This window comes from Veillonella sp. VA137 (assembly GCF_003992015.1).
GTDB lineage: Bacteria > Bacillota > Negativicutes > Veillonellales > Veillonellaceae > F0422.
In genome coordinates this window covers 1-24,216 of the sequence record NZ_RQVK01000011.1, presented here as the reverse complement: position 1 = coordinate 24,216, position 24,216 = coordinate 1, and the positions used below count along the sequence as shown (strand labels likewise).

Annotated in this window: 20 protein-coding genes and 8 tRNA genes; 4 read left to right on the top strand and 24 right to left on the bottom strand. The window is 42.5% G+C overall.

Features of this window, described 5'->3' with window-relative positions; all coding sequences use genetic code 11:
- Window positions 1-181: 181 nt before the first annotated feature.
- The 14 genes from EO116_RS06345 to fusA form a co-directional block, all read right to left on the bottom strand.
- Window positions 182-257 (bottom strand) — tRNA-Val (locus tag EO116_RS06345).
- 3 nt (window positions 258-260) lie between these two features.
- Window positions 261-335, bottom strand: a tRNA-Glu gene (locus EO116_RS06340).
- Window positions 336-347: 12 nt separating this feature from the next.
- Window positions 348-423: transfer RNA gene (locus tag EO116_RS06335), tRNA-Lys, on the bottom strand.
- 27 nt (window positions 424-450) lie between these two features.
- Window positions 451-526, bottom strand: a tRNA-Asn gene (locus EO116_RS06330).
- A 10-nt stretch (window positions 527-536) separates the two neighbouring features.
- Window positions 537-611, bottom strand: a tRNA-Gly gene (locus tag EO116_RS06325).
- Between the two features lie 396 nt (window positions 612-1,007).
- Window positions 1,008-1,376 carry a hypothetical protein gene (locus EO116_RS06320; RefSeq protein ID WP_127161117.1) on the bottom strand — a complete coding sequence of 123 codons (369 nt, stop codon included), beginning with the start codon at window positions 1,374-1,376 and terminating at the stop codon, window positions 1,008-1,010.
- Between the two features lie 54 nt (window positions 1,377-1,430).
- A complete protein-coding gene (locus EO116_RS06315; protein WP_127161116.1) occupies window positions 1,431-2,495 on the bottom strand; it encodes a nicotinate-nucleotide--dimethylbenzimidazole phosphoribosyltransferase in 1,065 nt (354 codons plus the stop codon).
- Window positions 2,488-3,534 (bottom strand): nicotinate-nucleotide--dimethylbenzimidazole phosphoribosyltransferase, encoded by a 1,047-nt coding sequence (gene cobT / locus EO116_RS06310; RefSeq protein ID WP_127161115.1) that lies wholly within the window; start codon window positions 3,532-3,534, stop codon window positions 2,488-2,490. The genes EO116_RS06315 and cobT overlap by 8 nt, the downstream gene beginning before the upstream one ends.
- A 494-nt stretch (window positions 3,535-4,028) precedes the next feature.
- Window positions 4,029-5,372, bottom strand: coding sequence for an MATE family efflux transporter (locus EO116_RS06305; protein WP_127161114.1), 1,344 nt, complete (start codon window positions 5,370-5,372; stop codon window positions 4,029-4,031).
- The gene (locus EO116_RS06300; RefSeq protein WP_127135835.1) at window positions 5,369-5,779 is read right to left on the bottom strand and encodes a hypothetical protein; all 411 of its coding nucleotides are present in this window, start codon (window positions 5,777-5,779) and stop codon (window positions 5,369-5,371) included. Before EO116_RS06300 ends, EO116_RS06305 begins: the two co-directional genes overlap by 4 nt.
- 312 nt (window positions 5,780-6,091) lie before the next feature.
- Complete coding sequence (locus EO116_RS06295; protein ID WP_126940797.1) at window positions 6,092-6,973, bottom strand: prephenate dehydrogenase/arogenate dehydrogenase family protein; 882 nt, start codon at window positions 6,971-6,973, stop codon at window positions 6,092-6,094.
- Between the two features lie 153 nt (window positions 6,974-7,126).
- Window positions 7,127-8,035 (bottom strand): DMT family transporter, encoded by a 909-nt coding sequence (locus EO116_RS06290; protein WP_127161113.1) that lies wholly within the window; start codon window positions 8,033-8,035, stop codon window positions 7,127-7,129.
- Between the two features lie 88 nt (window positions 8,036-8,123).
- Complete coding sequence (locus EO116_RS06285) at window positions 8,124-8,597, bottom strand: YhcH/YjgK/YiaL family protein (RefSeq protein ID WP_127161112.1); 474 nt, start codon at window positions 8,595-8,597, stop codon at window positions 8,124-8,126.
- Between the two features lie 650 nt (window positions 8,598-9,247).
- Window positions 9,248-11,317, bottom strand: a complete 2,070-nt coding sequence (gene fusA / locus EO116_RS06280) for an elongation factor G (protein WP_127161111.1) — start codon at window positions 11,315-11,317, stop codon at window positions 9,248-9,250.
- Window positions 11,318-11,585: 268 nt separating this feature from the next.
- Between fusA and EO116_RS06275 the strand changes: the two genes are divergently transcribed.
- Window positions 11,586-12,947: an amino acid permease gene (locus tag EO116_RS06275; protein ID WP_127161110.1), complete on the top strand. Its 1,362-nt coding sequence runs from the start codon at window positions 11,586-11,588 to the stop codon at window positions 12,945-12,947.
- A 78-nt stretch (window positions 12,948-13,025) separates the two neighbouring features.
- Here the strand turns inward: EO116_RS06275 and EO116_RS06270 are convergent, their stop codons facing one another.
- Window positions 13,026-14,249 carry a Fic family protein gene (locus EO116_RS06270; RefSeq protein WP_127161109.1) on the bottom strand — a complete coding sequence of 408 codons (1,224 nt, stop codon included), beginning with the start codon at window positions 14,247-14,249 and terminating at the stop codon, window positions 13,026-13,028.
- Window positions 14,250-14,623: 374 nt separating this feature from the next.
- On the opposite strand from EO116_RS06270, the gene prmA reads away from it, so the two are divergent.
- On the top strand, window positions 14,624-15,559 hold the full coding sequence (prmA, locus tag EO116_RS06265; protein ID WP_164726090.1) for a 50S ribosomal protein L11 methyltransferase: 936 nt from the start codon (window positions 14,624-14,626) through the stop codon (window positions 15,557-15,559).
- A gap of 326 nt (window positions 15,560-15,885) precedes the next feature.
- Here the strand turns inward: prmA and EO116_RS06260 are convergent, their stop codons facing one another.
- The 9 genes from EO116_RS06260 to EO116_RS06220 all read right to left on the bottom strand — a co-directional run bounded on the left by EO116_RS06260 (window position 15,886) and on the right by EO116_RS06220 (window position 22,632).
- Complete coding sequence (locus tag EO116_RS06260) at window positions 15,886-16,824, bottom strand: RluA family pseudouridine synthase (RefSeq protein ID WP_240629143.1); 939 nt, start codon at window positions 16,822-16,824, stop codon at window positions 15,886-15,888.
- A gap of 65 nt (window positions 16,825-16,889) precedes the next feature.
- Window positions 16,890-16,965, bottom strand: a tRNA-Val gene (locus EO116_RS06255).
- Between the two features lie 3 nt (window positions 16,966-16,968).
- Window positions 16,969-17,043 (bottom strand) — tRNA-Glu (locus EO116_RS06250).
- A 5-nt stretch (window positions 17,044-17,048) separates the two neighbouring features.
- A tRNA-Asn gene (locus tag EO116_RS06245) sits at window positions 17,049-17,124 on the bottom strand.
- Between the two features lie 59 nt (window positions 17,125-17,183).
- Window positions 17,184-18,404 carry a P1 family peptidase gene (locus EO116_RS06240; RefSeq protein WP_127161107.1) on the bottom strand — a complete coding sequence of 407 codons (1,221 nt, stop codon included), beginning with the start codon at window positions 18,402-18,404 and terminating at the stop codon, window positions 17,184-17,186.
- A gap of 340 nt (window positions 18,405-18,744) precedes the next feature.
- The gene (locus EO116_RS06235; RefSeq protein WP_127161106.1) at window positions 18,745-19,818 is read right to left on the bottom strand and encodes an iron-containing alcohol dehydrogenase family protein; all 1,074 of its coding nucleotides are present in this window, start codon (window positions 19,816-19,818) and stop codon (window positions 18,745-18,747) included.
- Window positions 19,819-19,969: 151 nt separating this feature from the next.
- Window positions 19,970-20,926 carry a 2-hydroxyacid dehydrogenase gene (locus EO116_RS06230; protein ID WP_127161105.1) on the bottom strand — a complete coding sequence of 319 codons (957 nt, stop codon included), beginning with the start codon at window positions 20,924-20,926 and terminating at the stop codon, window positions 19,970-19,972.
- A gap of 65 nt (window positions 20,927-20,991) precedes the next feature.
- Window positions 20,992-22,350: a PFL family protein gene (locus tag EO116_RS06225; protein WP_127161104.1), complete on the bottom strand. Its 1,359-nt coding sequence runs from the start codon at window positions 22,348-22,350 to the stop codon at window positions 20,992-20,994.
- A gap of 12 nt (window positions 22,351-22,362) precedes the next feature.
- Window positions 22,363-22,632 carry an ACT domain-containing protein gene (locus tag EO116_RS06220; RefSeq protein ID WP_127161103.1) on the bottom strand — a complete coding sequence of 90 codons (270 nt, stop codon included), beginning with the start codon at window positions 22,630-22,632 and terminating at the stop codon, window positions 22,363-22,365.
- A 143-nt stretch (window positions 22,633-22,775) separates the two neighbouring features.
- Here EO116_RS06220 and pyrF point away from each other — a divergent pair, with 143 nt between their 5' ends.
- Both pyrF and pyrE read left to right on the top strand, forming a co-directional pair.
- A complete protein-coding gene (pyrF, locus tag EO116_RS06215) occupies window positions 22,776-23,495 on the top strand; it encodes an orotidine-5'-phosphate decarboxylase (RefSeq protein ID WP_127161102.1) in 720 nt (239 codons plus the stop codon).
- Window positions 23,492-24,079, top strand: a complete 588-nt coding sequence (gene pyrE, locus EO116_RS06210) for an orotate phosphoribosyltransferase (protein WP_126937743.1) — start codon at window positions 23,492-23,494, stop codon at window positions 24,077-24,079. Before pyrF ends, pyrE begins: the two co-directional genes overlap by 4 nt.
- Window positions 24,080-24,216 lie beyond the last annotated feature (137 nt).

Sequence of the window (24,216 nt, the reverse complement as noted above, 5' to 3'; positions counted from 1 at the left end):
ATTCATAAATGCATGTATACTTCTTTTATTATACCTATTTACGTTGAGATTTGAAAGTGGTCTAAGGCATTCTTCAAAATCTTCTACATCTATTGATTAGGAATCAATAAAAGTGCCTTGTATAAGTCACACCAAAACTGCAGCAAGCAAAAAAGGAACCATCCGAAGATAGTTCCTAGTGTGGTGGACGATGACAGGATCGAACTGCCGACATCCTGCTTGTAAGGCAGGCGCTCTCCCAGCTGAGCTAATCGTCCATATGGTGACCCGTGGGGGAATCGAACCCCCGATACCGCCGTGAAAGGGCGGTGTCTTAACCGCTTGACCAACGGGCCATGTTGTGTAAGTGGTGACCCACCCGCGACTCGAACGCGGGACACCCTGATTAAAAGTCAGGTGCTCTGCCAACTGAGCTAGTGGGTCATGATAGTGTACTAACCGAAAGTAAGTTGGCTCCTCGAGTAGGACTCGAACCTACGACCGATCGGTTAACAGCCGATTGCTCTACCTGCTGAGCTATCGAGGAATGAACAAACTGGAGCGGAAAACGAGATTCGAACTCGCGACCCCCGCCTTGGCAAGGCGGTGCTCTACCGCTGAGCTATTTCCGCATGAATGCAATCCATGTTTTTCTTTCTTGCGACTGCTCACTTATAATACCAAAAAATTTAGATAGTTGTCAACAGATTTTTAAAAATATTTTTAACTAAAAACAAACCTAGACATTTCCCTATAACAATAAGACGGAACACCTATCTACGATAGAAATATCCTACTATTACAAGCACAAAAATATACCTTTATATATAGCTATTACTGTCCCCCAAAACATAGTATAGAAATACAAAAAGTTGTAGCGACATAAAAACATTATATTTCGCTACAACTTTTATTATTTCTTACGAACTCATTACAGGTGTGAACATCTCAAATTTTTGTGTTTTTTTGCGTTGAGACCTGTGGATATCTCAAATTTTCGCATTTTTTTGAGATATCCACATCCTTTACTATAGATCTCCATATTCCTCTTTCAATATAGATATCACTTGTTCTTTAATTTCCGGCAGTGTCTCATAATAGAGATTCCACACCGGTCTTTTACCAAATTTGTATTCATAGGAAACGAGATAGGGAATGGCCGCAATTAAATTCCAAGGTAAGTCCTGATGTTTCATTTTAAACTCTTCTGACGTTCTACTTAGATATTTTCCAATGAATTGTAATTTGCACGCAATTCCATCTTCTACCATCTCATCCATGAATCTATCATCAGTCAGTAACTCGCCATGTTTATCTCGGCCTTTGTATCGTTCCACTGATGCATCCAATTTATGTATTAACTCCAAGGTATCTACTAATAGCTTTTTATTTTCCATATATAGCTCCACATACGAATTATATATCTATATACCTTTTGAAAGTAACAATACTTACCGTCCGTCTTGGCGTTCAGATCCTGGTCCATCGACGGCTACGTTTACACTAGCTTCCCCGAATGTTTTCATATCATTTAACATATGCATACCCGCATCAAGGACAGATAGTCCCATGGTGGATCCTAAGGCTTCATCCATTTCAAAGCCATAGAACAGATGTGGCTGAATGCCTAAGTATTTCATTTGTGCTTTTTGTACTGGTTCTCCCATATGGACAGAGGGGAACACGTAATCCATAACCGCTTCATTGATGCATTTTGCAGCTAGTACGGCTGCTCCTGTTTCCGCCGTGTCGAAGACCACTGCCATACGATGGCTTGCCGCCCCTAGGATAAGTCCTGTTAAGACCACCACGTCTGGAGATCCTACGGTCGCCAACACATGCACGCCGTCTTGGCTCGGCAAATCGTGTTCTGCCAAACTTGCCGTCAACTGTTTTGCTTTTTCTTGAATACTCAAGGTACAATTATTCTCTGTCAACAACTCTGCCATAGGATATCCTGTGATGCCTGCTGTAACAGCCAAGGCTGAAAGTAAGCTTCTTTCACCGACAGTACCGATAGCTATCGTTTGGTACCCCTTGTGGCTCAATTCATCCGCCAAGGCAAAGCCTACTTCTAAGCCTTGTTCTACGATGTCAGGTGTCAATGCCGCATGCATGCGGAAAAATTTAGACCCTTTGGCTAATTTATGCTGGCGTACGCCTTCGATGTGACTTGTATCTAATTCTAAGCCTGCATCCACTAAGAATACATCTGCCCCGATTTTCTTCGCAGCTCCATGAGTTGCGGAGTGACCAGATGCCAATCGTTCCATGGCTTTCAAACTTTCTACACCATGAGTTTGGTTTTGTGGTCCATCTACAGCGATATCAGCTCCTACGATAACAACAGCATGACGAAGATTGTTAGGTTTTTCCTCTTTCAGAATCCCTGCCATACGTTCTGTAATACCCTCTAGGCGTGCCAAGGAATACAATGGTTTTGTTAAGTTGTCAATGCGCAAACGGCATTCCTCCATGGACGGTTTATGCAATGGTTCGATGACAAAATTACGCATGGTGCTCACCTCCTGCAACTTCGTGGAACATGTCTACAGCTAAGTTCAACATTTGCATTTGCATAGATCCCCCAGTAGCCTCACCCAAGCAGAATCCAAGGTCTACATAGGCTTCGAGGCCCAATGTTCTCAGTGCATCCTTATGAGCTTTCTCAGCGGACAAATGAGATGCCATCACGTAATCCATGGTGTGCGGGTTCATAGCATGAGCAATGAGGGCGCAGGCTGTGGTGTTAAATCCGTCGATGACCACCAACGCATGATTCGCCGCCGCCCCTAGGATAACACCTACTAGGCAAGCAAACTCCAAGCCCCCTACGGCAGACAAAATGCCCAATCCGTCTGTAGGTGGAATATCCGCATATTTCACGAGCGCATCGTAAACGACCTTTTGTTTCACTTTCAATCGTTCGTCTGAAATATTCGTGCCTCGTCCCGTTGCTTCATCCGCTGAAAGTCCGGAGAACTTCGCTGTAATCACCGCACTGGACGTAGTATTGCCGATACCCATTTCCCCCACTAGGAAGGTATTGAAGCCTTCTTTCACTTTTTCTTCTACGAAAGCAATGCCCACCTCAACAGCCTCAATAGCTTTGTCCATAGGCATAGCTGGTTCTTCTAGCATGTTGTTCGTACCATTCGGCATTACCTTGCGATGGTGTAAGCCTCGCACAGCGGACATATCTGCCGCTACCCCTACGTCGATGACTTCAATTTGAGCGCCACAATAGTTCGCTAGCGCATTAGCTGCCGCCCCTTTTGGAATCAAGTAGTTCATAGTCATGTGCACCGTTACCTCTTGTGGGTAGGCGCTGACACCGATTTTTGCTACACCGTGGTCACCAGAGGCGATGATCATACAAGGCTTAGGAGCCGATGGATTTATTTGATTTGTGGCTGCCGCATAATGCTCTACCATCGTCGCTAACTTACCATACGAACCGTACGGAGTCCCCTTAGTCCACTGTTCCCCAATTGCTCGTTCAATCTCTTTATTCCGTGGCACAATCCGTGCCAACGTACTTTCATATAAACTCATACGTCCTCCTATGTGAAACCCATCATAAGAATACAAAAAAGCATAGCCCTAGACTATGCCAAGTTGATTCCATTATAAAGTATTTTTTGATCAGTTTCAATTTTTATATTCATTTTGTTGTTGGAGTGGAGTCGCCCACATGTATGTTGTAAAAACTGCCTTACGCGAAAGTTTTGACAACATGCATGTGGGCTTCCTATACAGTAGCAAAGATGAAACTATAAAAATTGAAACAGACCGGGGGAAAATTGGTGGGGAAAAGATGTTACTTATTTATATACCTCACGTCGGTGAGCTTCTCCCATTCCGCCATATACACAGCGACTCAAACCACACTCTTCCCCCTAGGTCGCCACCTGCTCAGAGCGGTTTAAATTCCTACCCCTCGATAAACGCAAAGGAGCCCCCGTGTATTCTGTCAAAAACTTTCGCGTAGGGCAGTTTTTGCGGAATACACGGGGGCTCCCCTCCTTACTTTCATCGCACTATGGAATTTAAACCGATATGAGCGAACGACCTCTCCATTTGTTTGACTGCCACCGCCACACAAATATAATCGCTCGTATAATCTCATCGATAGCCATGGCAATCCACACACCTACAAGTCCCCAACCAAGGACGATACCAAAGTAGTAGGACAAAGTCACCGCAAAGGCCCACATGCCAAAAACGCCGACAAACATAGGGATTCGAATATCTCCTGCCGCTTGTAAACATTGCACCAATACGATATTAGCACCACGTCCAATTTCTAGGAAAATTTCAATAAACAGCACAGCTTTCGCCAGATCTATAATCTCCTGATTATCTGTCACAAGTCGCATCACTGGTTCACAGGCAAAATAAAAGAAGGTACTCAATCCGACACCAATGGAAACGCCTGCTGCCGTTGTGAGCCACACACGGCGGGACACTTCTTCTTCTCGTTTAGCCCCCATAAGGAATCCTACCACGATTTGCGCTGCATTGGCCAAAGCAATTGTATACATATAGCAGAAAGTAGCGATGATATATACATACACTTTCGTTGTAATCACCACGAGCCCCATGAGGTTCACCATTTTCATGATAACTGTCTGTGACAGTTGGTATGACAAGGTTTCCCCTCCGGATGGTACGGAAATAAACAGCAATTGTCGTAGCGTTTCCCAACGGAATGGGCGAAGATACTCTACTTTCATACGGGCTGTCAACAAAGACTGATGGCACCAGATAATAATACCTAGTCCCAAAGCCTTACTAATGACCGTCGACAAGGATACCCCTAATACCCCCAGGCTTGGAATTAGTCCCCAGCCGTAGATGAGTACATAGTTCAAGATAATATGAACCACGTTCATGACAAGGGCAATCCACATAGCAATACGAGGCATGGAGTGCCCCCTAAATACAGCTACATAGGTTGTGTAGATACCTGTAATAGGAATACTAGCCGCCACGATATTCAAATAGAGTGTGGTTTCTTCCATAATCTCCGGAGGTACGCCAAGCCATTCACAGAGAGTCTGATGAAAGATAATGACTACCGCCCCTGCGATAACGCTAAACACCGTATGAAAGACAACGCTAATGGTGTATACTTCGTCGATTTTATCCGGGCGCTTAGCTCCCAAATATTGAGCAATCAAAATGGTAGTCGCCGTACTCATCACAATAAGCAAAAACAAGATGACATTAATAATCTGATTCGCATTGGCTACGGCTGCCACCGCCGTTTCTGCATACTGGCTGAGCATAAATTGGTCCACATTACCCAATAACATTTGTAAAAATAATTCTATAAAGATAGGGACACTCAGTGCCCCCACAGATAAAGATACGCTCTTTGTTACTTTCATTCTAATTCAACCTTCTCTAATGCGCCGTTCTCCACTAAAGATTCCCAAGCAGCCACTAGACGATACCGTGCCTCCACTTCAGCTTCTTTCCAATGTTCTCCCTCGGGGAACCATTCACTAGGTACCTGACTGCATTTCGTAAAATTCAAGGTATATCCCATGGAGCGCACTTCTTTAGACACCCACCATGCACCTATACGGTCACGACTGTCTAAATAGACTGTATCTAAACCCGTTTCGGATACCCAAGATACAATCTCAGGCCAATACTCCTCAGGGATGACACTCGCTCCCAATGTGTCTTGCAACGCTTGATTCGCCACTTCCAAGGGATTGTCTACCCCTACACCTGGTGTATTTTGTACTTCCTCTAGCACTTGATCCACTATACTTTGTGCTGTGTCCATCTTACTATCGCTCCTTTCTATGCTTGTCTTTTATATCTATCTCTTACTATTCCACATTTATAAGACCATGCTGAAAGTTCTCCCATAGACATGCCCTGTTTCATTCAAACATCTATTGCTATTATATCACAGGCTATGCGTATAGCCTATATTGAAAGCCTTCCCTCGTATTACATTGCAATGCATGCATCGTTCACGCTATTTCACTACTAAGCAAAGATATGGATAGGTACCTGGGTTGTACTATCAAGCACATTAGCTCTTATCTATGGGCAGGCATGGATAAAGAGCGAGGTTGCACTTTCAAATATATTAGTTCTTATCGATTGTCAGACTCGGCAAACGATCTCGTATCTGTTTCGCTCGCTCTAAGTACTGCCCTAAACTATCTCCATTGTCATCCGCATGGAGCAATTGTTTTACAGCAGCTAATTCTTGCTCTACTTGTTCAATGGCTTTCAACACATTCGTACGATTTCCGTAGATAATTTCTTGCCACATACTCGGCAGACCACTGGCGGTACGGGTGCTGTCTCGTAAGCCTCCCGCCGACAAGCTCATACGCTTATCTCCCAGTTCATCATTACCTACGGCAGTAATCATGACGGATGCCAACATATGCGGCATATGGCTCACCATAGCCAAACACCCATCGTGGCGTTTCATGTCCACGTATTCGATACGAGACCCTACGGCACGCCCCATATCGGCTAGTTCCTGTGCCACTGTGGCATCGTATGCTGGTTGTTCCTCATCTTCTAGGACAATCCAGCCCATTTTCTGAAAGAGGTCTTTATGGCCTTCTTCATAGCCACCTTTTTCAGAACCTGCCATAGGATGCACGGACACGAAGTGCACGCCCTCTGGGATATGAGCGTACACGGCATGAGCAAATTCATCTTTAGCACTGGACACATCGGTCACCACTTGCCCCGCCTGAAACAGATGGGCTACTTTCACAAAAAGTTCACTATTTGTCTGTGGTGGTAAGGCAAAGACCACAATATCCGCACCCATGATAACAGGTTCCACCGCTGTGAAAGCCTGTGACACACAACCATCAGCCAAGGCGAGGTCGCAAATTTCCTGACGCCGCGCGTAACCGATGACATCATATGTCGTATATGCTCGTAATGCTTTTGCTAGAGAGGCCCCTAGCAATCCTAATCCAATAATACCAACCGTTCGTGCCATCTATTCCTCCTACACGCAACCTCAAGAAACGTATCTATCTACCCTATACAGGCTTTAAGATGCCCCCACTTACTAATAAGGTACAGCTACTTTTACAAGCATCTGTACCCTTCATTCTGTATTTATTAGTTCTACCACGAATTATAGATTCGGTCAACTTTTATTTGTAGCGCGACCTTTATCCCATGCCAAGATAAATATTGTAACAATGATAAGGGTCATACCTATGATATCCCACTGTGTGAACTCATTGCCCAACAACAACCATGCCAGTACCGCTGCCGAAATAGGTTCTATGGATGAAAGTATGGACCCCGTCACAGCACCTACTCGTCGCACCCCTTCTAGGTATGCATTAAAAGAGACTACTGTGCCAAAAATGATGATACTCCAAAACCCACCATAGGTCCACAAATCCCATACAATTCCTTCAGAACTAGGTTGTGTAACTATCCACGCAAAGGCCCCGCCGATAAGCATGCCAAATCCCACGATGGGTGCTGTACCATACTTTTTCAATAGTGGCACTGGTTGTAGCGTATAAATACCAACTGCTACAGCAGATAGCATCCCCCAGGTCAGAAGTGTATCGTCTAACGCTGATATATCCCACACACCTTGCAAAGCAATAATCGCCGTCCCCACCGTAGCTAGTACTACACTGACTACTTCTGCCACCCTTGGCAACGTTAAACGTGTAATAGAGATGTATAAAATAATCAATGCAGGACCTACATATTGTAAGACCGTCGCAATCCCTGCCCCTGCATAGGCAATCGCTTTAAAATAGGTGTATTGGCACATCCACATACCAAAGACCCCAAATATAACCAACCGCAATGTATCTTTCCAGTCAGAAAAAACCTTAAAAATAGAAGCTCTTCCTTGGTAAAAGGCCGCTACTACCGTAATCACACCAGCAATGACAAGGCGCATAGCTACTACCCATTCTGCCGACATCATCCGCTGTTGTTGCACAAACTGTGAACACATGCCCGAAAAGCCCCACAGAACAGCACCTAATGCAATTAGTAACATACCTTTCATTACATATGCGTTCATAGTCTCTCCTTTTACTACCCTTACAAATTATTACCGATCTACGGAATATCTAATTATCATCATCGCTACACCCTATTAACGCCTAATCTTACTCGGCTAATAGGCTTTTATGAATCTTTACCACGACCTTGCGAATTTCTTGTACCTCATTCGGTGCAATCAAGGTGCGATGCAATTCTCCAGGATAAAAAATACAATAATCCCCTGGGCGTACATCAATTTTTACCGTGCCACTTTCTGTAGGATCGTAAAAGTAACAATCCTTGTCATCAAAAGCCTCAACCACGTCCGGAAAAGTTTGACGAATGAGAATCTCCATTTGCTCTTCTCCAGCTACTAGAAATTGCACATCCATGTAATCCTTGTGCCCTTCAATCTTCGTCTCCTCATAGACCCTTGTGTTTACAATATCCACATTGGCATACATCAAGTCACCCTCTATGGGGTAGCGACCACCTGCAAATGTCGTGAAATCATGCGCTTTCAAAAACTCAAGAGCTCGCTCTACCGCTTTCGGATACCGAAACTGTGTATAATCAATCGCAATATTTTGATATATCATGACTTACTCCTTTATCTCCGTATATAAAAGGCACCCCACAGCGCCCTATGAATCGTATCTATCTCTATCTACTATACTAGCAACACCATATAAGGTCAAACACAAATTCTGAGAATCCTAGTAATACAAAGCCACCCTACAGCATTCCATTATTCCCTAAATTATGCCACACAAGAAACTCTACTTTTATTCTCTCACAAACTATGCTATACTAAAAACAACAAAGGAAGAGCCACCAACGTGCAGCTAGCGTTAGGCTCATCTCAAGAACTATAGAAGCAGAAATTGCCTAACGTGTTAAGGTATGATAGACCTTATACGTTAGGCTTTTTCATTGTCTATTTTACTAGATCAATGAGTTGAATTATTGAGAAACGCCGTTACGAGTAGTAGCCTTGTGGCGTCTCTTTACTAACTAAATTACACATACGCAAGAAGAGCACGGCATGTTCCGGAGCAAACCTAACCACTGTATCAGTTTGCGGAGGAATGTGTCGTGCTCTTCCCTTTGCCCTATTCAGTTAAGAACGCCATAGGCTGCATAACCTAACAAGAGACGATACATTATGAAATACCGTTTGTGAGGGGTATACCGTGCTCTTCCCTTTTGCATTAAGTTAAGAACACCACAGGCTACATAGCAAAACAAGTTACGACTCTTCGTGCCCCGCAAATCCTGCAATGATTGTTTCTGCTTGTTTATGTGGCACTTCTTCGTATCCATTGAACTCCATATTAAACACACCTTGTCCTTGCGTCATGGAGCGCAATACTGTTACATAATCTAGCATTTCCACCAATGGAACTTGGGCTTTCACCACAGTGATTCCTTCACGCACACCTTGGTCCATACCGAGTACGCGACCACGGCGGCTATTCAAATCACCCATGATATCGCCCATAAATTCTTCTGGACCGATGACATTCACATTGTAGACTGGTTCTAATAAAATTGGTTTCGCATCAGGCACACCTTTTTTCAAGGCTTGGGCTGCCGCCATTTTGAACGCCAACTCCGAGGAGTCCACTGTATGATAGGAGCCGTCTAATAATGTCACTTGGATACCAATCATTGGATACCCTGCCAAAAGACCTTTTTCCAACGTTTCACGAACGCCTTTTTCTACAGCCGGAATGTATTGACGTGGCACTGCGCCACCAAAAATTTTATCGATAAACTCAAACTCACCTTCATATAATGGCGCAATACCAAGCTTCACATGACCATATTGACCATGACCACCACTTTGCTTTTTATGTTTACCTTCTACTTCCACTGTGCCTCGAATGGTTTCACGATATGGAATATACGGAGTTTCCAATTTTGCACGTACTCCATATTTACGTTCCATTTTTTGTAAAATATGTTCTAAATGGACATCGCCCATACAACGCACTTGCATTTGACGACCTTCCACATCTTTCACCACTTCACAAGTTGGATCTTCTTCAGAAATACGTCCCAAAGCGTTCGCTAATTTTTCCTCTTCCCCTTTTTTCTCAGGTACCATAGCTATGCGGTATAAAGGTTGTGGGAAACGGATTGGTGCATATTTCACTTTAAATTCAGCTGTACCAAAGGTATCCCCTGTTTTCGTTTCTGCTAATTTAGGGATGACCACGATATCCCCAGCTTTTGCAACCTCTACTGGTACTTGTTGTTTACCAATTAAGGTCACCATTTTGCCCCATTTTTCTTCTACATCACGGGTCACATTATAGAGTTTATCTCCTACTTTCAATTCCCCAGAGAATACACGGACAAAACTTTGTTTTCCTGCAAATGGATCAAGAATTGTTTTAAATACGAAGCCAGTAAATGGTTTATCTGCCACCACGATATGCTCCTCCTTAGAATCCACGCCGATAGCGGTCATCACTTTTTTCGTTGCATCTGGCATATAACGAATCATACGGTCTAAGACTTGGTCCATACCGATACGGCTCAAGGCAGTACCACACATGACAGGGCATACACGACCCGTCAACATACCTTCACGCAAACCTTGACGAATTTCTTCTAAGGTCAATTCTTGTCCATCTAAATATTTTTCTAATAATGTATCATTACCTTCTGCAGCCGCTTCCACAGTCATTTCACGAATTTCTTCTACTTTATCAGATAGCTCAGCTGGCACTTCCACTTCTCTCATATTACCGTTTTCATAGACATAGGCAGTTCGTTTTGCTACGTCTACAACACCTTTGAAAGTAGGCCCTTCACCGATTGGAATTTGCAATGGCATAATCGCTTTACCAAATAATTCCCGCATTTTTTCCAAGGTACCAAAGAAGTCTGCTTTTTCAACGTCCATTTTATTGATGAAAGCCATACGAGGCATCTGCAATTCTACACCATACTCCCAGGCACGAATAGTATCAATTTCTACGCCTGTTCCAGCAGATAATACCATAAGCATACCATCTGCCGCACGCAAAGCAGATCGCACTTCTCCATGGAACTCAGAATAACCTGGAGTGTCGATGAAGTTAATTTTATGACCTTTCCATTCACAAGGAGCCATACCTAATTGGATAGTGACATTCCGTTTGATTTCTTCTGGCTCAAAGTCCATAATATGTTTATTATCTTGACCTTTGCCAACAAAGTCTACAGCACCACAAGACAATAATAATGCCTCTACTAATGCTGTTTTACCCGCCCCGTCATGGGAGACCACCGCCACGTTTCTGATTAAATCACTAGTATATTCTTTCATGAACATCGTCCTCCTTTACAGCCGAAAACAGTCTATTGTTTAAGTAATTCTACATACTCTTACAAACTCCTTTGAATATACTGAAATTTATATATGCAAATTATGCATGATATAGACCCATGCATGAGAAAAACTAGTATCATTCATAATTGCATATATGTCCGTTACTTCTCTACTAAACTAAAATTTTACTAGGTAAATTCTATAGTTTATGGTATTCTATTAGATATATCATTTCAGAATATACATGGGAAGGGAGTTATATAGTATGAAAGACAATGAATCAAAGACGTCATTGCATCGTGGGCTGAAAAGTCGCCACATGCAAATGATCGCATTAGGAGCCTCTGTGGGGACAGGCCTCTTCTATGGATCCGCTCCCACAATTCAACTGGTAGGACCAGGTGTTATTTTCTCCTATTTATTAACTGGTATCTTTATTTTCTTTTTAATGCGTATGCTAGGAGAAATGTCAGTCCGTGAACCTGTGTCTGGCTCCTTTACCTATTTTGCTAGTAAATATTGGTCTTCCTTTGCTGGCTATTTATCTGGCTGGAACTATTGGATCGTGTACATGCTTGCGAGCATGGCAGAACTGGCTGCCATTTCAGTATACCTAGATTTCTGGTTACCAGGCATTCCCCATTGGATAACTACACTAGCTTGTATTACACTAGTCACCGTAATCAATCTCATCAATGTACGAGCCTACGGGGAAGTAGAGTTCTTTGCATCACTCATTAAAGTGGTGGCTATCATTGCTATGATTGGCTTCGGTATATTCCTCATCTTCTTCGGAGATATGGGTACATTCCCACAAAACTTCTCTAATCTTTGGGTTCACGGCGGATTATTCCCGAATGGTGCCTATGGTTTCATCGCCTCTATCGCTGTGGTGATGTTCTCCTTTGGTGGGGTGGAGCTCATTGGTATCACTGCTGGGGAAGCTGAAAATCCTGAGAAAACTTTGCCAAAAGCGATTAACGAGTTGTTAGCTCGTATCCTAATTTTCTATGTAGGTACAATGACTGTCATCATGGCACTATCTCCATGGAATGAATTAGGTACCCATGCGAGCCCATTTGTTCAAATTTTTACGAACATCGGCATTCCTGCAGCAGCGCATATCTTAAACTTCGTCGTTGTTGTAGCTGCCTTATCCGTATACAATAGCTTGCTATACAGTAATTCTCGTATTTTACATAGTATGGCGTTGTCTGGTGATGCGCCTAAAATCTTCAAGAATTTAACAGCTACAGGAGTGCCATTGATCGCTACCTTGTTCTGTGCAGCCTTAGCCTTGATCGTTGTATTCTTAACATACATCTTCCCAAGTGCTAGCGATGTGTTCCTACAATTATTGGCTATCATCGTAGCTGGTCTCATCATTGCATGGTTCATCATTCCAGTGACGCATCTTAAATTCCGCAAACGCTTTGCTCGCGAAGGTCGCCTTGATGAATTGAAATTCAAATCCATCTTGTATCCGTTTACAAATTACTTCTGCTTTGCCTTCATCGCCATGGCAGTAGGCGTTATGTTAACTATGGATTCCATGCGCACATCCATCTACATCATTCCCGTGTGGATTGGTGCCTTGTACATTGCGTACCGACTTAAGAAAAAATAATATGTAACGCAAAAGGATAGCTGAGATTGACTCGGCTATCCTTTTCTTTTGTCACTACTAGTATGAATTTGTAAGTCTTTAGCACGACTTGAGTATACCCACATTTAATTTAAAATGCAGCACTTTTCCCACCTTGGTAACTACTAAATGATCAGATGGTATTTCTCTTAATTTAGTATCTAGGGTCCGTTTACTCTTACCAATCGCTGCTACAATTTCATCCTTCGTAGCACCTGAAAAGAGAGAAAACATACTCGCTTGTAATGCTACAAAATAAATATCTTGTATCACTTGATCTGTAATTTGGTTCTTTTCTATAAATCTTTCTAACTTCTTTTCTGCTTCACGTAAACGCTTCACTCTCGTTACTAATAACTCTTTTGCATTTTTTACCGTCGCTTCTAAAAGAGTTAAAAATTCAATAATGAAATATGTCAAATCTCCACGATTATATTCTGAATTAGTAATGATAAACGCATCATAATATTTCTTCTGATTATCTTTTATTACCTTAGAAAGTCTTAGACCTATCAGCGGATGGTATTCTCTTGAAATATACTGCGAGGAAATAATCCTAGATGTACGACCATTCCCATCGTAAAAAGGATGAATATATCCAAACAAATAGTGGTAAATAGCAACACGAATTGGTACCTCAATCGTCTTGTCATTAAGTATGCGAAGGGCTTCTGTCATCGCATCAATGATAGCCGCCTCTGGAAACAATCCTTGATGAATAATCTTATCGGTTCCCGTCTTTATATCTATACTATCTGCTCGAAACAACTGTCCATCAGGCCGATCTTTTTCATCAATCTCCGACGACAAAAACGAATCATAAAACGTACGTAACTCTTCGCAGGTCTGTATAGATACGGCTTCATTAGTGACATGTAATACTTGTTTATATTTTTCAATAATACTGTGAAAGCGCAAAGGTCGGTTACTATCAAACTGTTCCAAGGACTCCTTAATTTCGCGCCGACTACTACGAACCCCCTCGATATCATTACTAGATTGTATCTCATCTACTAGAAAACTATTCATGAGATGATTCAGCAACACATTAGGTAATGGTTGGAGTTCTTTAATAAACTCTGCTGTTTCCTTGTAAATGCGCAATACTAAATTCATCATTTCAGGGGCATAGCAATAAAATGCGGGAAATGATACTTTTCGATTATATTCTTTGATATCAATTGGCAAATGTACGGTAAACTCATGTTCAAACCGCTCTTCATAACGTTTCTTCCAATCTGCCTCAGATTTTCTATATAGTTTGTACAGCGATTCATATTTCATAGGTCCCTCACTACTGAAAGAAACATAACTTTCTACATTTTCAATGGAAATTTTCTCACTTTTTGCACATGAAATTTTCTTCAATGGAAAAAATCGCTATTTTTGCAAATGAAAGTAACCACCTTTGTATTACATAGTACTATATTTTTCGACTTCCTACAAGAAACAATTCTCCAAGCCATCCTTAGGCTCTATCTATGGGATTACCCCCATAGAAACCTAGCTAGAAACTTGCACGCATAATAATCCCTACACAATTTGGCTAAGCCCTTTCAGATGTGATACTATACTAGTAATTAATATATAACCGCTTATGATTACGTTATGTGTATGTTATCTTACACTATATGTATGTTATATTTACGAGGTGCCCAATGGCTTGGATTGAAATTACATTGACCACGACGCATGAAGCGTCTGAACTTATAACAGATACATTACTCGCATTAGGAGCTGAAGGTGTTTATACAGAGGACCCTTATGAGTTTGATCAACTGACCGATGATGGATTCGGCATTATCAAACCAGATCGTGAGGAGCTCTACGATTCCTCTGATGTCACTGTGAAAGCCTATATAGATTCCGGCCTATATAAGATTGACCAGTTAGAAACTCTCATCAAAAGTGAGATTCAGCAATTACAAAGTACTTTCAGCATGGATTTCGGCCCCCTCAATATATCCATTACCATGGCTGATGAGTCTGGTTGGGATGATTGGAAAACACAATATCCACCTATTCCTATGACGGACAATCTTACCATTATTCCAGATTGGTCCGATTATACGCCTCGTGAAGGGGAACACATCATTCGCATCGAACCGGGTATTGCCTTCGGCACCGGGGACCATCCTACAACTCGCTTAGCGATCCAAGCGATGGCGCAGTACCTCACTCCTGACAGCACGGTCTTCGACGTGGGCACAGGGTCTGGCATTATCGCCTTATCCGCAGGAGCCCTTGGCGCTCAGTCTGTGACAGCCTTTGACCTAGATGAAACAGCCACAGCCAACGCTCGTAACCATGTGGCAATGAATCAATTGGAATCCGTAGTGACTGTACAAACAAATAATTTATTAGAAGGCGTGGCGGAAACAGCCTCTCTCATCGTGGCTAATATTATTACCCCTATCTTGCTACGTTTGCTAGATGATGCCTACCGTTGTTTAGAACCTAAGGGCGTATTCATTATGAGTGGCATTCAAGAGGGAGAAGAGCAAGAGCTCATTACCGCAGCTAGAACTATTGGTTTTGTAAATATATCCACTACCTCTGAAACTGGTTGGGTCTGCATCATTTGTCATAAATAGTGGTGAGTGCCATGTTTGCATACAGAAATCTATAGCCGTACCTCCTATAAATATACAACGTAAGTATGATTAAATAAAATCTTAATATCACACATAGAAACTAAATATGGAACAAAAAAAGCACGATTCTAAAATTTTTGCGCACAAAAAAACGCGATTTCGAACACGATTTTAGTTTTCGTGCTTTTTTCGCGCTTTTCGTTTTTTATCGTTTCTAATATTGTAAGGGTTATATTAGTATAGACACAGTTTATCCACGTATTTTATACTCTACTGCTCTGCCTTGAACTACTGATAGTAACTACAGCTATAACAATACACAACTATTATACTTCTACAATAATTTGTTCCCCGGTTCGCATATGGTAGCACACTAAACGATAAGCCCTAAGGGCAAACGCCTTGCCTATGTCTTCTATCTGTCCTTTAGTTGTATTTGTTACCTCTTGCTGTAAGCCTTTGTAACATTGTGCATCATCATTTTCCACTGTATTCTGTCTGGATTCCATCACTCCCGCATCAGCATACAGCGGGTCATGTACCAACGGATGTCCTATATGTGCCATGGTCACGCGAATTTGGTGGGTCTTGCCCGTCCACAAGCGAATATGCACATCTGTTGTATCTTGTGCCGCATCATAGTGTAGTACTTCATATTCCGTTTTTGTCATCACACCCTCTGGGTGTACCTCTTGATGGATGCCATCTGCACTTTTGCGGATAGGTAATTCTAGTACCTCATGAGCTTGTGCCAATCGCCCTTGTACCGTCGCTCGGTACCATTTTTCCAACCGATTGTCATCCATCTGCATTTGGTAAAAGTGTTGTGCCAAGCCATGCTTAGCTACTATCACCAAACCCGATGTATCACGATCCAATCGATTTAAGAATCGTACTTTTCCGTAAATCTTATGTATTTTAAAATAGTGGGCTACTCCATTCGCTAAAGATACTTGTCCTTTCGAATTCATCGTGATTCCCGATGCTTTATCTACAATAAGAATATCTTCATCTTCATAGGCTATTGTTAATGGTATTTCTATTGGGTCGTGGTCGATTCGTTCTTTTAAGGGGATAATTTCTAATACCATTCCCTCTGAAAGTTCAGATTTTGCCGTACACAGTTGTCCATCTAATCGAACAGCCTTGGCCCCGAAGAGTTCTTTCATCGTTTTCCGAGGAAATTGATGAATATCTAGCCATTCTCCTAACGTCGGTGCTATCGTATTTCCAATTGTATATGTTAACGTTCGTTTATCTTTCATATGGTTTCCATTTCATTAACGAGAGTATATAAAAAAGAACCATCCATTCGGATGGTTCTTAGCTATGGTGGACGATGACAGGATCGAACTGCCGACATCCTGCTTGTAAGGCAGGCGCTCTCCCAGCTGAGCTAATCGTCCATATGGTGACCCGTGGGGGAATCGAACCCCCGATACCGCCGTGAAAGGGCGGTGTCTTAACCGCTTGACCAACGGGCCTTGTATGGCTCCTCGAGTAGGACTCGAACCTACGACCGATCGGTTAACAGCCGATTGCTCTACCTGCTGAGCTATCGAGGAATAATACAAGAGTTATTATATAGTACTTTCATATAAAATGCAAGTATTTTTTATATATTTTAAATTTTCACTTCGTGTAAATCAATTATATTCGCTAAAAACTCGGAATGATCTATCCTACTAGCTCGCATAGCATCTTCGATGGCGTCACTCATTAACTCTGCTGCCAAAGTGCCTACCACATTCACATCAGCTACCACTTCTTTATCTATATTACAAGTAGACTGACTTTCAGTTATTCTCCTCAAACCATTTTGTATTTCAAAATGATGGTCATCATTGTTAACATTAGCACCTTTATTACCACTCTCTTGAGCAGAATTAGTATGATACTCCACTAACTTATCTGACTTAGACACAGAGAACGCATAGATTGTATCTCCATCAGACAGGGTCCCCACAGGGCGAATAGACCTCGCATACCCATTGGTAGCCATCATAGCAATTTTCGTTAACTCCCCTTTAGTAAACTTAGCATTTGTCACAACAGCTCCAATAGTAGTATTCCCCTTTTCTATACCTAGAACCGCTTCACCTCGAGCATTGCTATCCTTTAGCGGTACATCCTCCATGCTACCTATTATGGATTTCCCTACCAACGGCTTACTTTCAATTACACCTACGTATTGATCAAACATCAGCTGACAAGCATCCAATATGTGCTGACGTTCTTCATCCATGACACCTCCTAGGGCATGTCCATAACGATCATACACATTACCAAAGGCATTCACTACCACAACAGCACCTACCACAAGGTCCCCTAGCTTTGCAGCTGCATACCCGATGCCACCCTTCATGGCTCGTTCCATGCCACATACCTTACCTACGGTAGCTCCTGTACCAGCACCTACATTGCCAGACATTGGTTCCGTTCTTGTGAAAGTCCTTTCACAAGCATTATACGCCATCTGTACTGTGGGACGTGCCTTCTGGTTTCCGTAGGATAAGTCGTAAATATCGCTTTGGCAAACAATGGGCACCACCCCATAGGCTGTAGGAAAGCCAATATTCCGTGCTTCTAAAGATTGCATGACCCCATCGCTAGCGCAGAGGCCAAAGGCGGATCCACCGCCTAAGACCAAAGCATTCACCGGCGTTGGTGCTGTCGTTGGATCTAGAACGCCACTTTCACGGGCGGCAGGACCACCTCCACTAATATGCAGCCCCCCTTGGGCACCACGAGGAAAGCGTAATACGGTCAACCCCGTTTTACCTACCGAATCCGTAGCATTCCCTACCTTTACAAAATCTATTTCATTCCATGATATTCGTTCCATAGCCACCTTCTGCTCCGACTTCCTTTATTAAGCATTATCTTACTCATGCACAAACTATCTATCTCATTTTATAAACAATTAGCTATACTAGATGCTATCTCTATGAATTCAGACAATTCTATAAACAACCATCCCTGTTATATCTAACGCTGTCATTTGATAAGCACAAATTTTGACTCATATCCCTAGCATATGCCATGCCTATCCAATTCATAATATAATACCCCCATCATAGCACAAACAGGTATCTCTTTCTACTAGAGATACCTGTCGATTACTGATATACGAACTATGTTCATACAGATTTAACTGTATACTATGCAACCTAGCGCCACACAGATTAGTTATGCGCTTCCACTTTCAAAATCGCTTCGGTCAATAATTCTTCTGTCACCACATAAGGGCTAATCACTACATCACGAACAGAAGCTGCTTTTTTCACGATCATTGGGATATGTTCTTTTGTTAATCCCATGTCGGAAAGTTTCGTAGGCCATCCAATTTGACGGTACACTGGAAGCCATCGATCCAATTCCTCATCTTGCTTATCTGCTGCAAATAACACTAAGAGACCATAGGCTACCATTTCCCCATGAAGATGGTTTTCTTCTGTATGAGGGTCTTCGGCACAACCGTAGCACACAGCGTGAGCAATAGTACTGTTAAAGTCCCCAGGCATACATCCAGAAACGATACCTGTTGTAAGTACTACAGCCATCACCAACTCATCAAAGAGGCGATTCCGTTCCCCTTGTTCATTGGCCGTAAGAGCTTCACGACCATGTGCAAAAATTGGTTCCGCACACATCTTGGATAAAGATAAGCCTACTTGTACATTATAGGACAAATCTCGGCCACGCGTAGCCATATGCGTTTCATAATGTTTCGCAATGGTGTCACCCATACCTGCCCAGAAATATTGACTTGGAGCTTTCACCAAAATGTCTGCATCAATGAATGTATGCACGGCAGGACGTTTTAGGAAAGCGACGCTGTCAAAGGTATGGTCCAAGGTATAAATGGCAATAGCCTCAGATGTAGCTGCACAGGTAGCTGCAATGGTAGGTACTGTGATGACAGGAATATCCCCTAATTCAATACTCGTTAATTTCGTCGTATCTAGGGCTTTACCGCCACCTACACCGATGAGAAAGTCAGCAGCTTGCAAGGATTCCTTTTTTGCCAATTCATTTGTTACAGCATAGGCACATTCGCCGCCAAAATGTACCACTTCTAGCACTTCAACCCCTGCTTTTTCTAGAGCCGGTTGCAACAAAGGTAATGCCACAGATAACGATGTATCTCCGCCGATAATAACAGTTTTCTTACCTAACTGTTTTGTATAATCTCCGATAGTATCAAAAATTTCATGTCCCCCAAAGCTATAGCTTGGTAATGTATGTACAGGTCTCATCCAATCATCCTTTCTGTGAGTCCACTTAGGGCGTACCATTGTATGTTAAAACGTAATACAAAGTATTATAGGACGATTGGAACGAAATTGCAATCACTATAGGATATACATATACATAGGGTCTTTGTTATATATACTTTCTATGAAAGTCTTAACACACCCGATTGACAGGTTCCCCTTGTAAGAATGCCACAATATTATCCATCACAATGTGAGCTCGAGTCACAAAAGCCTCTTGGCTCGCAAAGGCAATGTGTGGTGTTAAGACTGTATGAGGTGCATCACATAATGGATGATCTGTTGGGATTGGTGGTTCCATCTCAAACACATCGATGCCAACTCCTCGCAATTTGCCTGCATGTAAGGCTTTCGCCAATGCTTCATTATCCACTACAGGACCACGTGCTGTATTGATCAATACCGCTGTATCTTTCATGCTATCAATACGCTTTGCATCGATTAAATGACGTGTAGCATCATTCAATGGTACATGCAAGGATAGAATATCTGAATCTCGTACTACTGTATCTAAGTCAGCAAAGGCAAAGCCTTCTGCTAGTAATTCTGGTTTTTCCGAACGATTGTAAGCAAGCACGTGGCAACCAAAGGCCTTGGCAATACGAGCTACAGCCACACCGATAGCCCCCATGCCTACGACACCAAAGGTTTTGCCGTGCAGTTCAAATCCAGGCAGTCCATCTTTAGTGCCACCTGTCCGTGTACGTCCATCGCAAGGCAATACATTGCGCATGACAGAAATAGCAAGACCAAACACTAACTCTGCTACGGCTTGTGTAGAATAACCTGCTGCATTGCTCACAACGATACCTTTCTCACGGCATGCATCCAAATCCACATGGTCCACCCCTGTGAAAGCCACAGATATAAACTCTAAGTTTGGACATTGCCGAATAATCTCACCAGACAAAGGTTGGTTCGCCATGATAATGATGGAAGCTTCACGAACACGGTCCAACAGCTTTACTTGGTCCGTTTCCTTCGTACCATGCACAACCAGTTCATAGCCTTGATCCTTGAATGGCTCTGCTAAGGATTGTAATAATTCTTCGGATACGCCTAATGGTTCCATGACACAAATTTGTTTCATAACCTTACCTCACTATATTCTATAACATGCAACTACTAGGGAAGATTCCCTATGGCTTAGACTCATTAATTTGTCAAACTACGGACTGGCGCCGGAATACGCCCACCACGACGAATGAACTCTTCTGAACTAAATGGATGTACTTTTATAATCGGTGCATATCCCAAGAGCCCGCCAAACTCTACGATATCCCCTACGATTTTATTCGGCACTGGAATGAGTCGTACCGCTGTCGTTTTATTATTAATCATGCCAATAGCCGCCTCGTCCGCAATAATTGCAGAAATCGTCGCTGCTGAGGTATCTCCCGGTACAGCAATCATATCTAATCCCACAGAGCAAACACAAGTCATAGCTTCTAATTTATCTAAGGACAAACTGCCTAATGTAACCGCATCAATCATGCCCTTATCTTCACTGACAGGAATGAAAGCACCACTTAATCCACCTACGTGAGAAGATGCCATAAGGCCACCTTTTTTCACAGCATCGTTCAACAAGGCCAAAGCTGCCGTAGTACCATGGGTACCGCACGCTTCTAACCCCATTTCTTCTAGCACATGTGCTACAGAGTCCCCTACGGCAGGTGTGGGTGCTAAAGAAATATCGATAATACCAAATTGTTTATTCAATCTACGTGATGCCTCTTGTGCTACTAATTGTCCCACACGAGTAATTTTGAAAGCTGTCCGTTTAATCGTTTCCGCTACTACATCAAATGGTTCACCTTTTACAGATTCCAAAGCATGTTTTACTACTCCAGGACCACTGACGCCAACACTAATGGTTGTCTGACCTTCTGTGACACCATGGAAAGCCCCTGCCATGAACGGATTATCTTCTACAGGATTGCAGAAAATCACTAGCTTCGCACAACCCAAAGCATCTCTATCGGCTGTGAGACGGGCTGTTTCTTTCACAATGTGTCCCATGTCAGCCACTGCATCCATATTGATGCCTGCCTTTGTAGAACCAATACCTACGGAGCTACACACGATATCTGTTGTCGCTAACGCTTCAGGAATGGAAGCTATGAGCTTGCGATCTCCCTCTGTATACCCTTTCGATACTAAAGCAGAAAAACCGCCGATAAAATTTACACCTACTGCTTTTGCTGCTTGATCTAAGGCACGAGCGATGGACACATAGTTGGGTAAGTTGGAGGCACCACCAATTAAAGAAATTGGTGTCACAGAAATACGTTTATTAATAATAGGTACTCCTAGTTCACGCTCTAAATCTTCCCCTGTTTTCACTAAATATTCTGCTTCCTTCGTAATATGGTCGTAAATACGAGCGCACATACGATCTCCATCTTCAGAGATACATCCTAATAGACTAATCCCCATGGTTATGGTCCGCACATCTAACTTATTATCTTGAATCATCCGATTCGTTTCTAAAATATTTTCTATACTTAACATAGGTACCCTCGCTTATCCCACACGATGCATACTTAAAAAGATGGCTGCATTTTGCGCTAAAATTTGAACACCTAAGCGGTCACCTTCTGCTATTAATGCTTTTTGGATACCACTTAAATCGGCGGAGTCACTGACTTCACACATCATGATCATATTAAAAATACCATCCAAAATAGTTTGGTTAATGGACACTACATTTACTTCATTGTCTGCTAACACACGGGTAACTCCCGCAATAATACCTACTCTGTCTTGCCCTACCACTGTCACAACTAATTTCATACTTTCATCTCCTATCAAATACGTATCCAATTTTAGTTTCATTATAAATTATAGTCATTCAAATTTCAACGAATATATAAAGTTCTTGACTTTCACTATAAACTATGAAATAATAGTACGATTTGTGAAACAAGGAGGTTCCTATGGCAGATGATCGTTTAATTGTAGCCTTAGATGTGTCCTCACTGGAGGCGATGCAATCCATCGTAACATCCTTAGGCGATTCCGTCAGCTATTATAAAGTTGGCATGGAATTATTTTATGCAGCAGGTGAACAAACTGTAGCATATTTACGGGACCACAATAAATCCGTATTTCTTGATTTAAAATTACATGACATTCCAAATACGGTAGCCCATGGTATTAAATCATTAACTCGTTTAGGAGCAAAATTAATCACTATCCACAGTCAAGGTGGCAAAGTGATGATGGAAGCCGCTATGAAAGCCGCCAAAGAACAAGCTGCTGAACTAGGCATTGAGCGTCCTAAACTATTGGCGATTACAGCCCTAACCAGCTTTGATGATGAAAATTGGTCCGCCATTGGTGGGTCTTTACCTATTTCAGACCATGTCGTAACATTAGCAAAGCTAGCCAAAGAAGCTGGCGTAGATGGCGTTGTCGCTTCTCCATTAGAAGCAAAACTCATTCGTGAAGCTTGCGGAGAAGATTTTTTAATCGTCACACCAGGTATCCGCCCATCTTTTGCGGCTACTAACGACCAAAAGCGTATTGCTACGCCAAGCAGTGCTTTACAAGATGGAGCGTCTCGCATTGTGGTAGGACGACCAATTACACAAGCAGAAAATCCACAAGAAGCAGTTCGTTTAATTGTTGAGGAAATGGAGACAGTTCAAAAATGATGACAGAAGAGAATGTAAAACAATTATTAATCGACACACAAGCTATTTTAGAAGGACATTTCTTGTTAACATCTGGTCTTCACAGTCCAATGTATGTAGAAAAGTTCAATGTCTTATCCCATCCAAAATATACAGAACAATTATGCCAAGAATTAGCTCGTCGTTTTGAAGACCAAAACGTAGAACTTGTCATCGGGCCTATGACCGGTGGTATCTTGTTAGCTCACGAAGTAGGTAAAGCCTTAGGCACTCGTGCTATTTTTACAGAACGAGAAAAAGGTAAAATGACATTACGCCGTGGATTCCGCATTGAAAAAGGACAACGTGTTCTCATCGTAGAAGACATCGTAACCACAGGCGGATCCGTACGTGAAGTAGTTGATGTAGTGAACGAAGCTGGCGGCGAAATTGTAGGCGTAGGTCTTCTTGTCAACCGCAGCGGTGGTAAAGCAGACTTTGGCGTACCAAATGAAAAAGTACAAGCCTTGTTGAACTTAACTGTACCAACATTTGAGGCTGATGCATGCCCACTTTGCCAAAATGGCACACCAATGACAGAACGTGGTAGTAAACATATTAAATAAAAGGCTCTCTGTCAAATGTTGGGGTATTCACCCTACGAGTCTTCTTTGGCACCAATCATATGTATGGTTGGTGCCATTCTTTTTGCTCAAAAGTAGAATACGTACTCTAAATCTACCAAAGTGGCGAAGTCCATAGC

What these genes read in the sequence shown, in the direction of transcription:
- EO116_RS06320 (WP_127161117.1), bottom strand. Translation starts at nt 1,376, where the DNA reads ATGGAAAATAAAAAGCTATTAGTAGATACCTTGGAGTTAATACATAAA.
- EO116_RS06315 (WP_127161116.1), bottom strand. Translation starts at nt 2,495, where the DNA reads ATGCGTAATTTTGTCATCGAACCATTGCATAAACCGTCCATGGAGGAA.
- cobT (WP_127161115.1), bottom strand. Translation starts at nt 3,534, where the DNA reads ATGAGTTTATATGAAAGTACGTTGGCACGGATTGTGCCACGGAATAAA.
- EO116_RS06305 (WP_127161114.1), bottom strand. Translation starts at nt 5,372, where the DNA reads ATGAAAGTAACAAAGAGCGTATCTTTATCTGTGGGGGCACTGAGTGTC.
- EO116_RS06300 (WP_127135835.1), bottom strand. Translation starts at nt 5,779, where the DNA reads ATGGACACAGCACAAAGTATAGTGGATCAAGTGCTAGAGGAAGTACAA.
- EO116_RS06295 (WP_126940797.1), bottom strand. Translation starts at nt 6,973, where the DNA reads ATGGCACGAACGGTTGGTATTATTGGATTAGGATTGCTAGGGGCCTCT.
- EO116_RS06290 (WP_127161113.1), bottom strand. Translation starts at nt 8,035, where the DNA reads ATGAACGCATATGTAATGAAAGGTATGTTACTAATTGCATTAGGTGCT.
- EO116_RS06285 (WP_127161112.1), bottom strand. Translation starts at nt 8,597, where the DNA reads ATGATATATCAAAATATTGCGATTGATTATACACAGTTTCGGTATCCG.
- fusA (WP_127161111.1), bottom strand. Translation starts at nt 11,317, where the DNA reads ATGAAAGAATATACTAGTGATTTAATCAGAAACGTGGCGGTGGTCTCC.
- EO116_RS06275 (WP_127161110.1), top strand. Translation starts at nt 11,586, where the DNA reads ATGAAAGACAATGAATCAAAGACGTCATTGCATCGTGGGCTGAAAAGT.
- EO116_RS06270 (WP_127161109.1), bottom strand. Translation starts at nt 14,249, where the DNA reads ATGAAATATGAATCGCTGTACAAACTATATAGAAAATCTGAGGCAGAT.
- prmA (WP_164726090.1), top strand. Translation starts at nt 14,624, where the DNA reads ATGGCTTGGATTGAAATTACATTGACCACGACGCATGAAGCGTCTGAA.
- EO116_RS06260 (WP_240629143.1), bottom strand. Translation starts at nt 16,824, where the DNA reads ATGAAAGATAAACGAACGTTAACATATACAATTGGAAATACGATAGCA.
- EO116_RS06240 (WP_127161107.1), bottom strand. Translation starts at nt 18,404, where the DNA reads ATGGAACGAATATCATGGAATGAAATAGATTTTGTAAAGGTAGGGAAT.
- EO116_RS06235 (WP_127161106.1), bottom strand. Translation starts at nt 19,818, where the DNA reads ATGAGACCTGTACATACATTACCAAGCTATAGCTTTGGGGGACATGAA.
- EO116_RS06230 (WP_127161105.1), bottom strand. Translation starts at nt 20,926, where the DNA reads ATGAAACAAATTTGTGTCATGGAACCATTAGGCGTATCCGAAGAATTA.
- EO116_RS06225 (WP_127161104.1), bottom strand. Translation starts at nt 22,350, where the DNA reads ATGTTAAGTATAGAAAATATTTTAGAAACGAATCGGATGATTCAAGAT.
- EO116_RS06220 (WP_127161103.1), bottom strand. Translation starts at nt 22,632, where the DNA reads ATGAAATTAGTTGTGACAGTGGTAGGGCAAGACAGAGTAGGTATTATT.
- pyrF (WP_127161102.1), top strand. Translation starts at nt 22,776, where the DNA reads ATGGCAGATGATCGTTTAATTGTAGCCTTAGATGTGTCCTCACTGGAG.
- pyrE (WP_126937743.1), top strand. Translation starts at nt 23,492, where the DNA reads ATGATGACAGAAGAGAATGTAAAACAATTATTAATCGACACACAAGCT.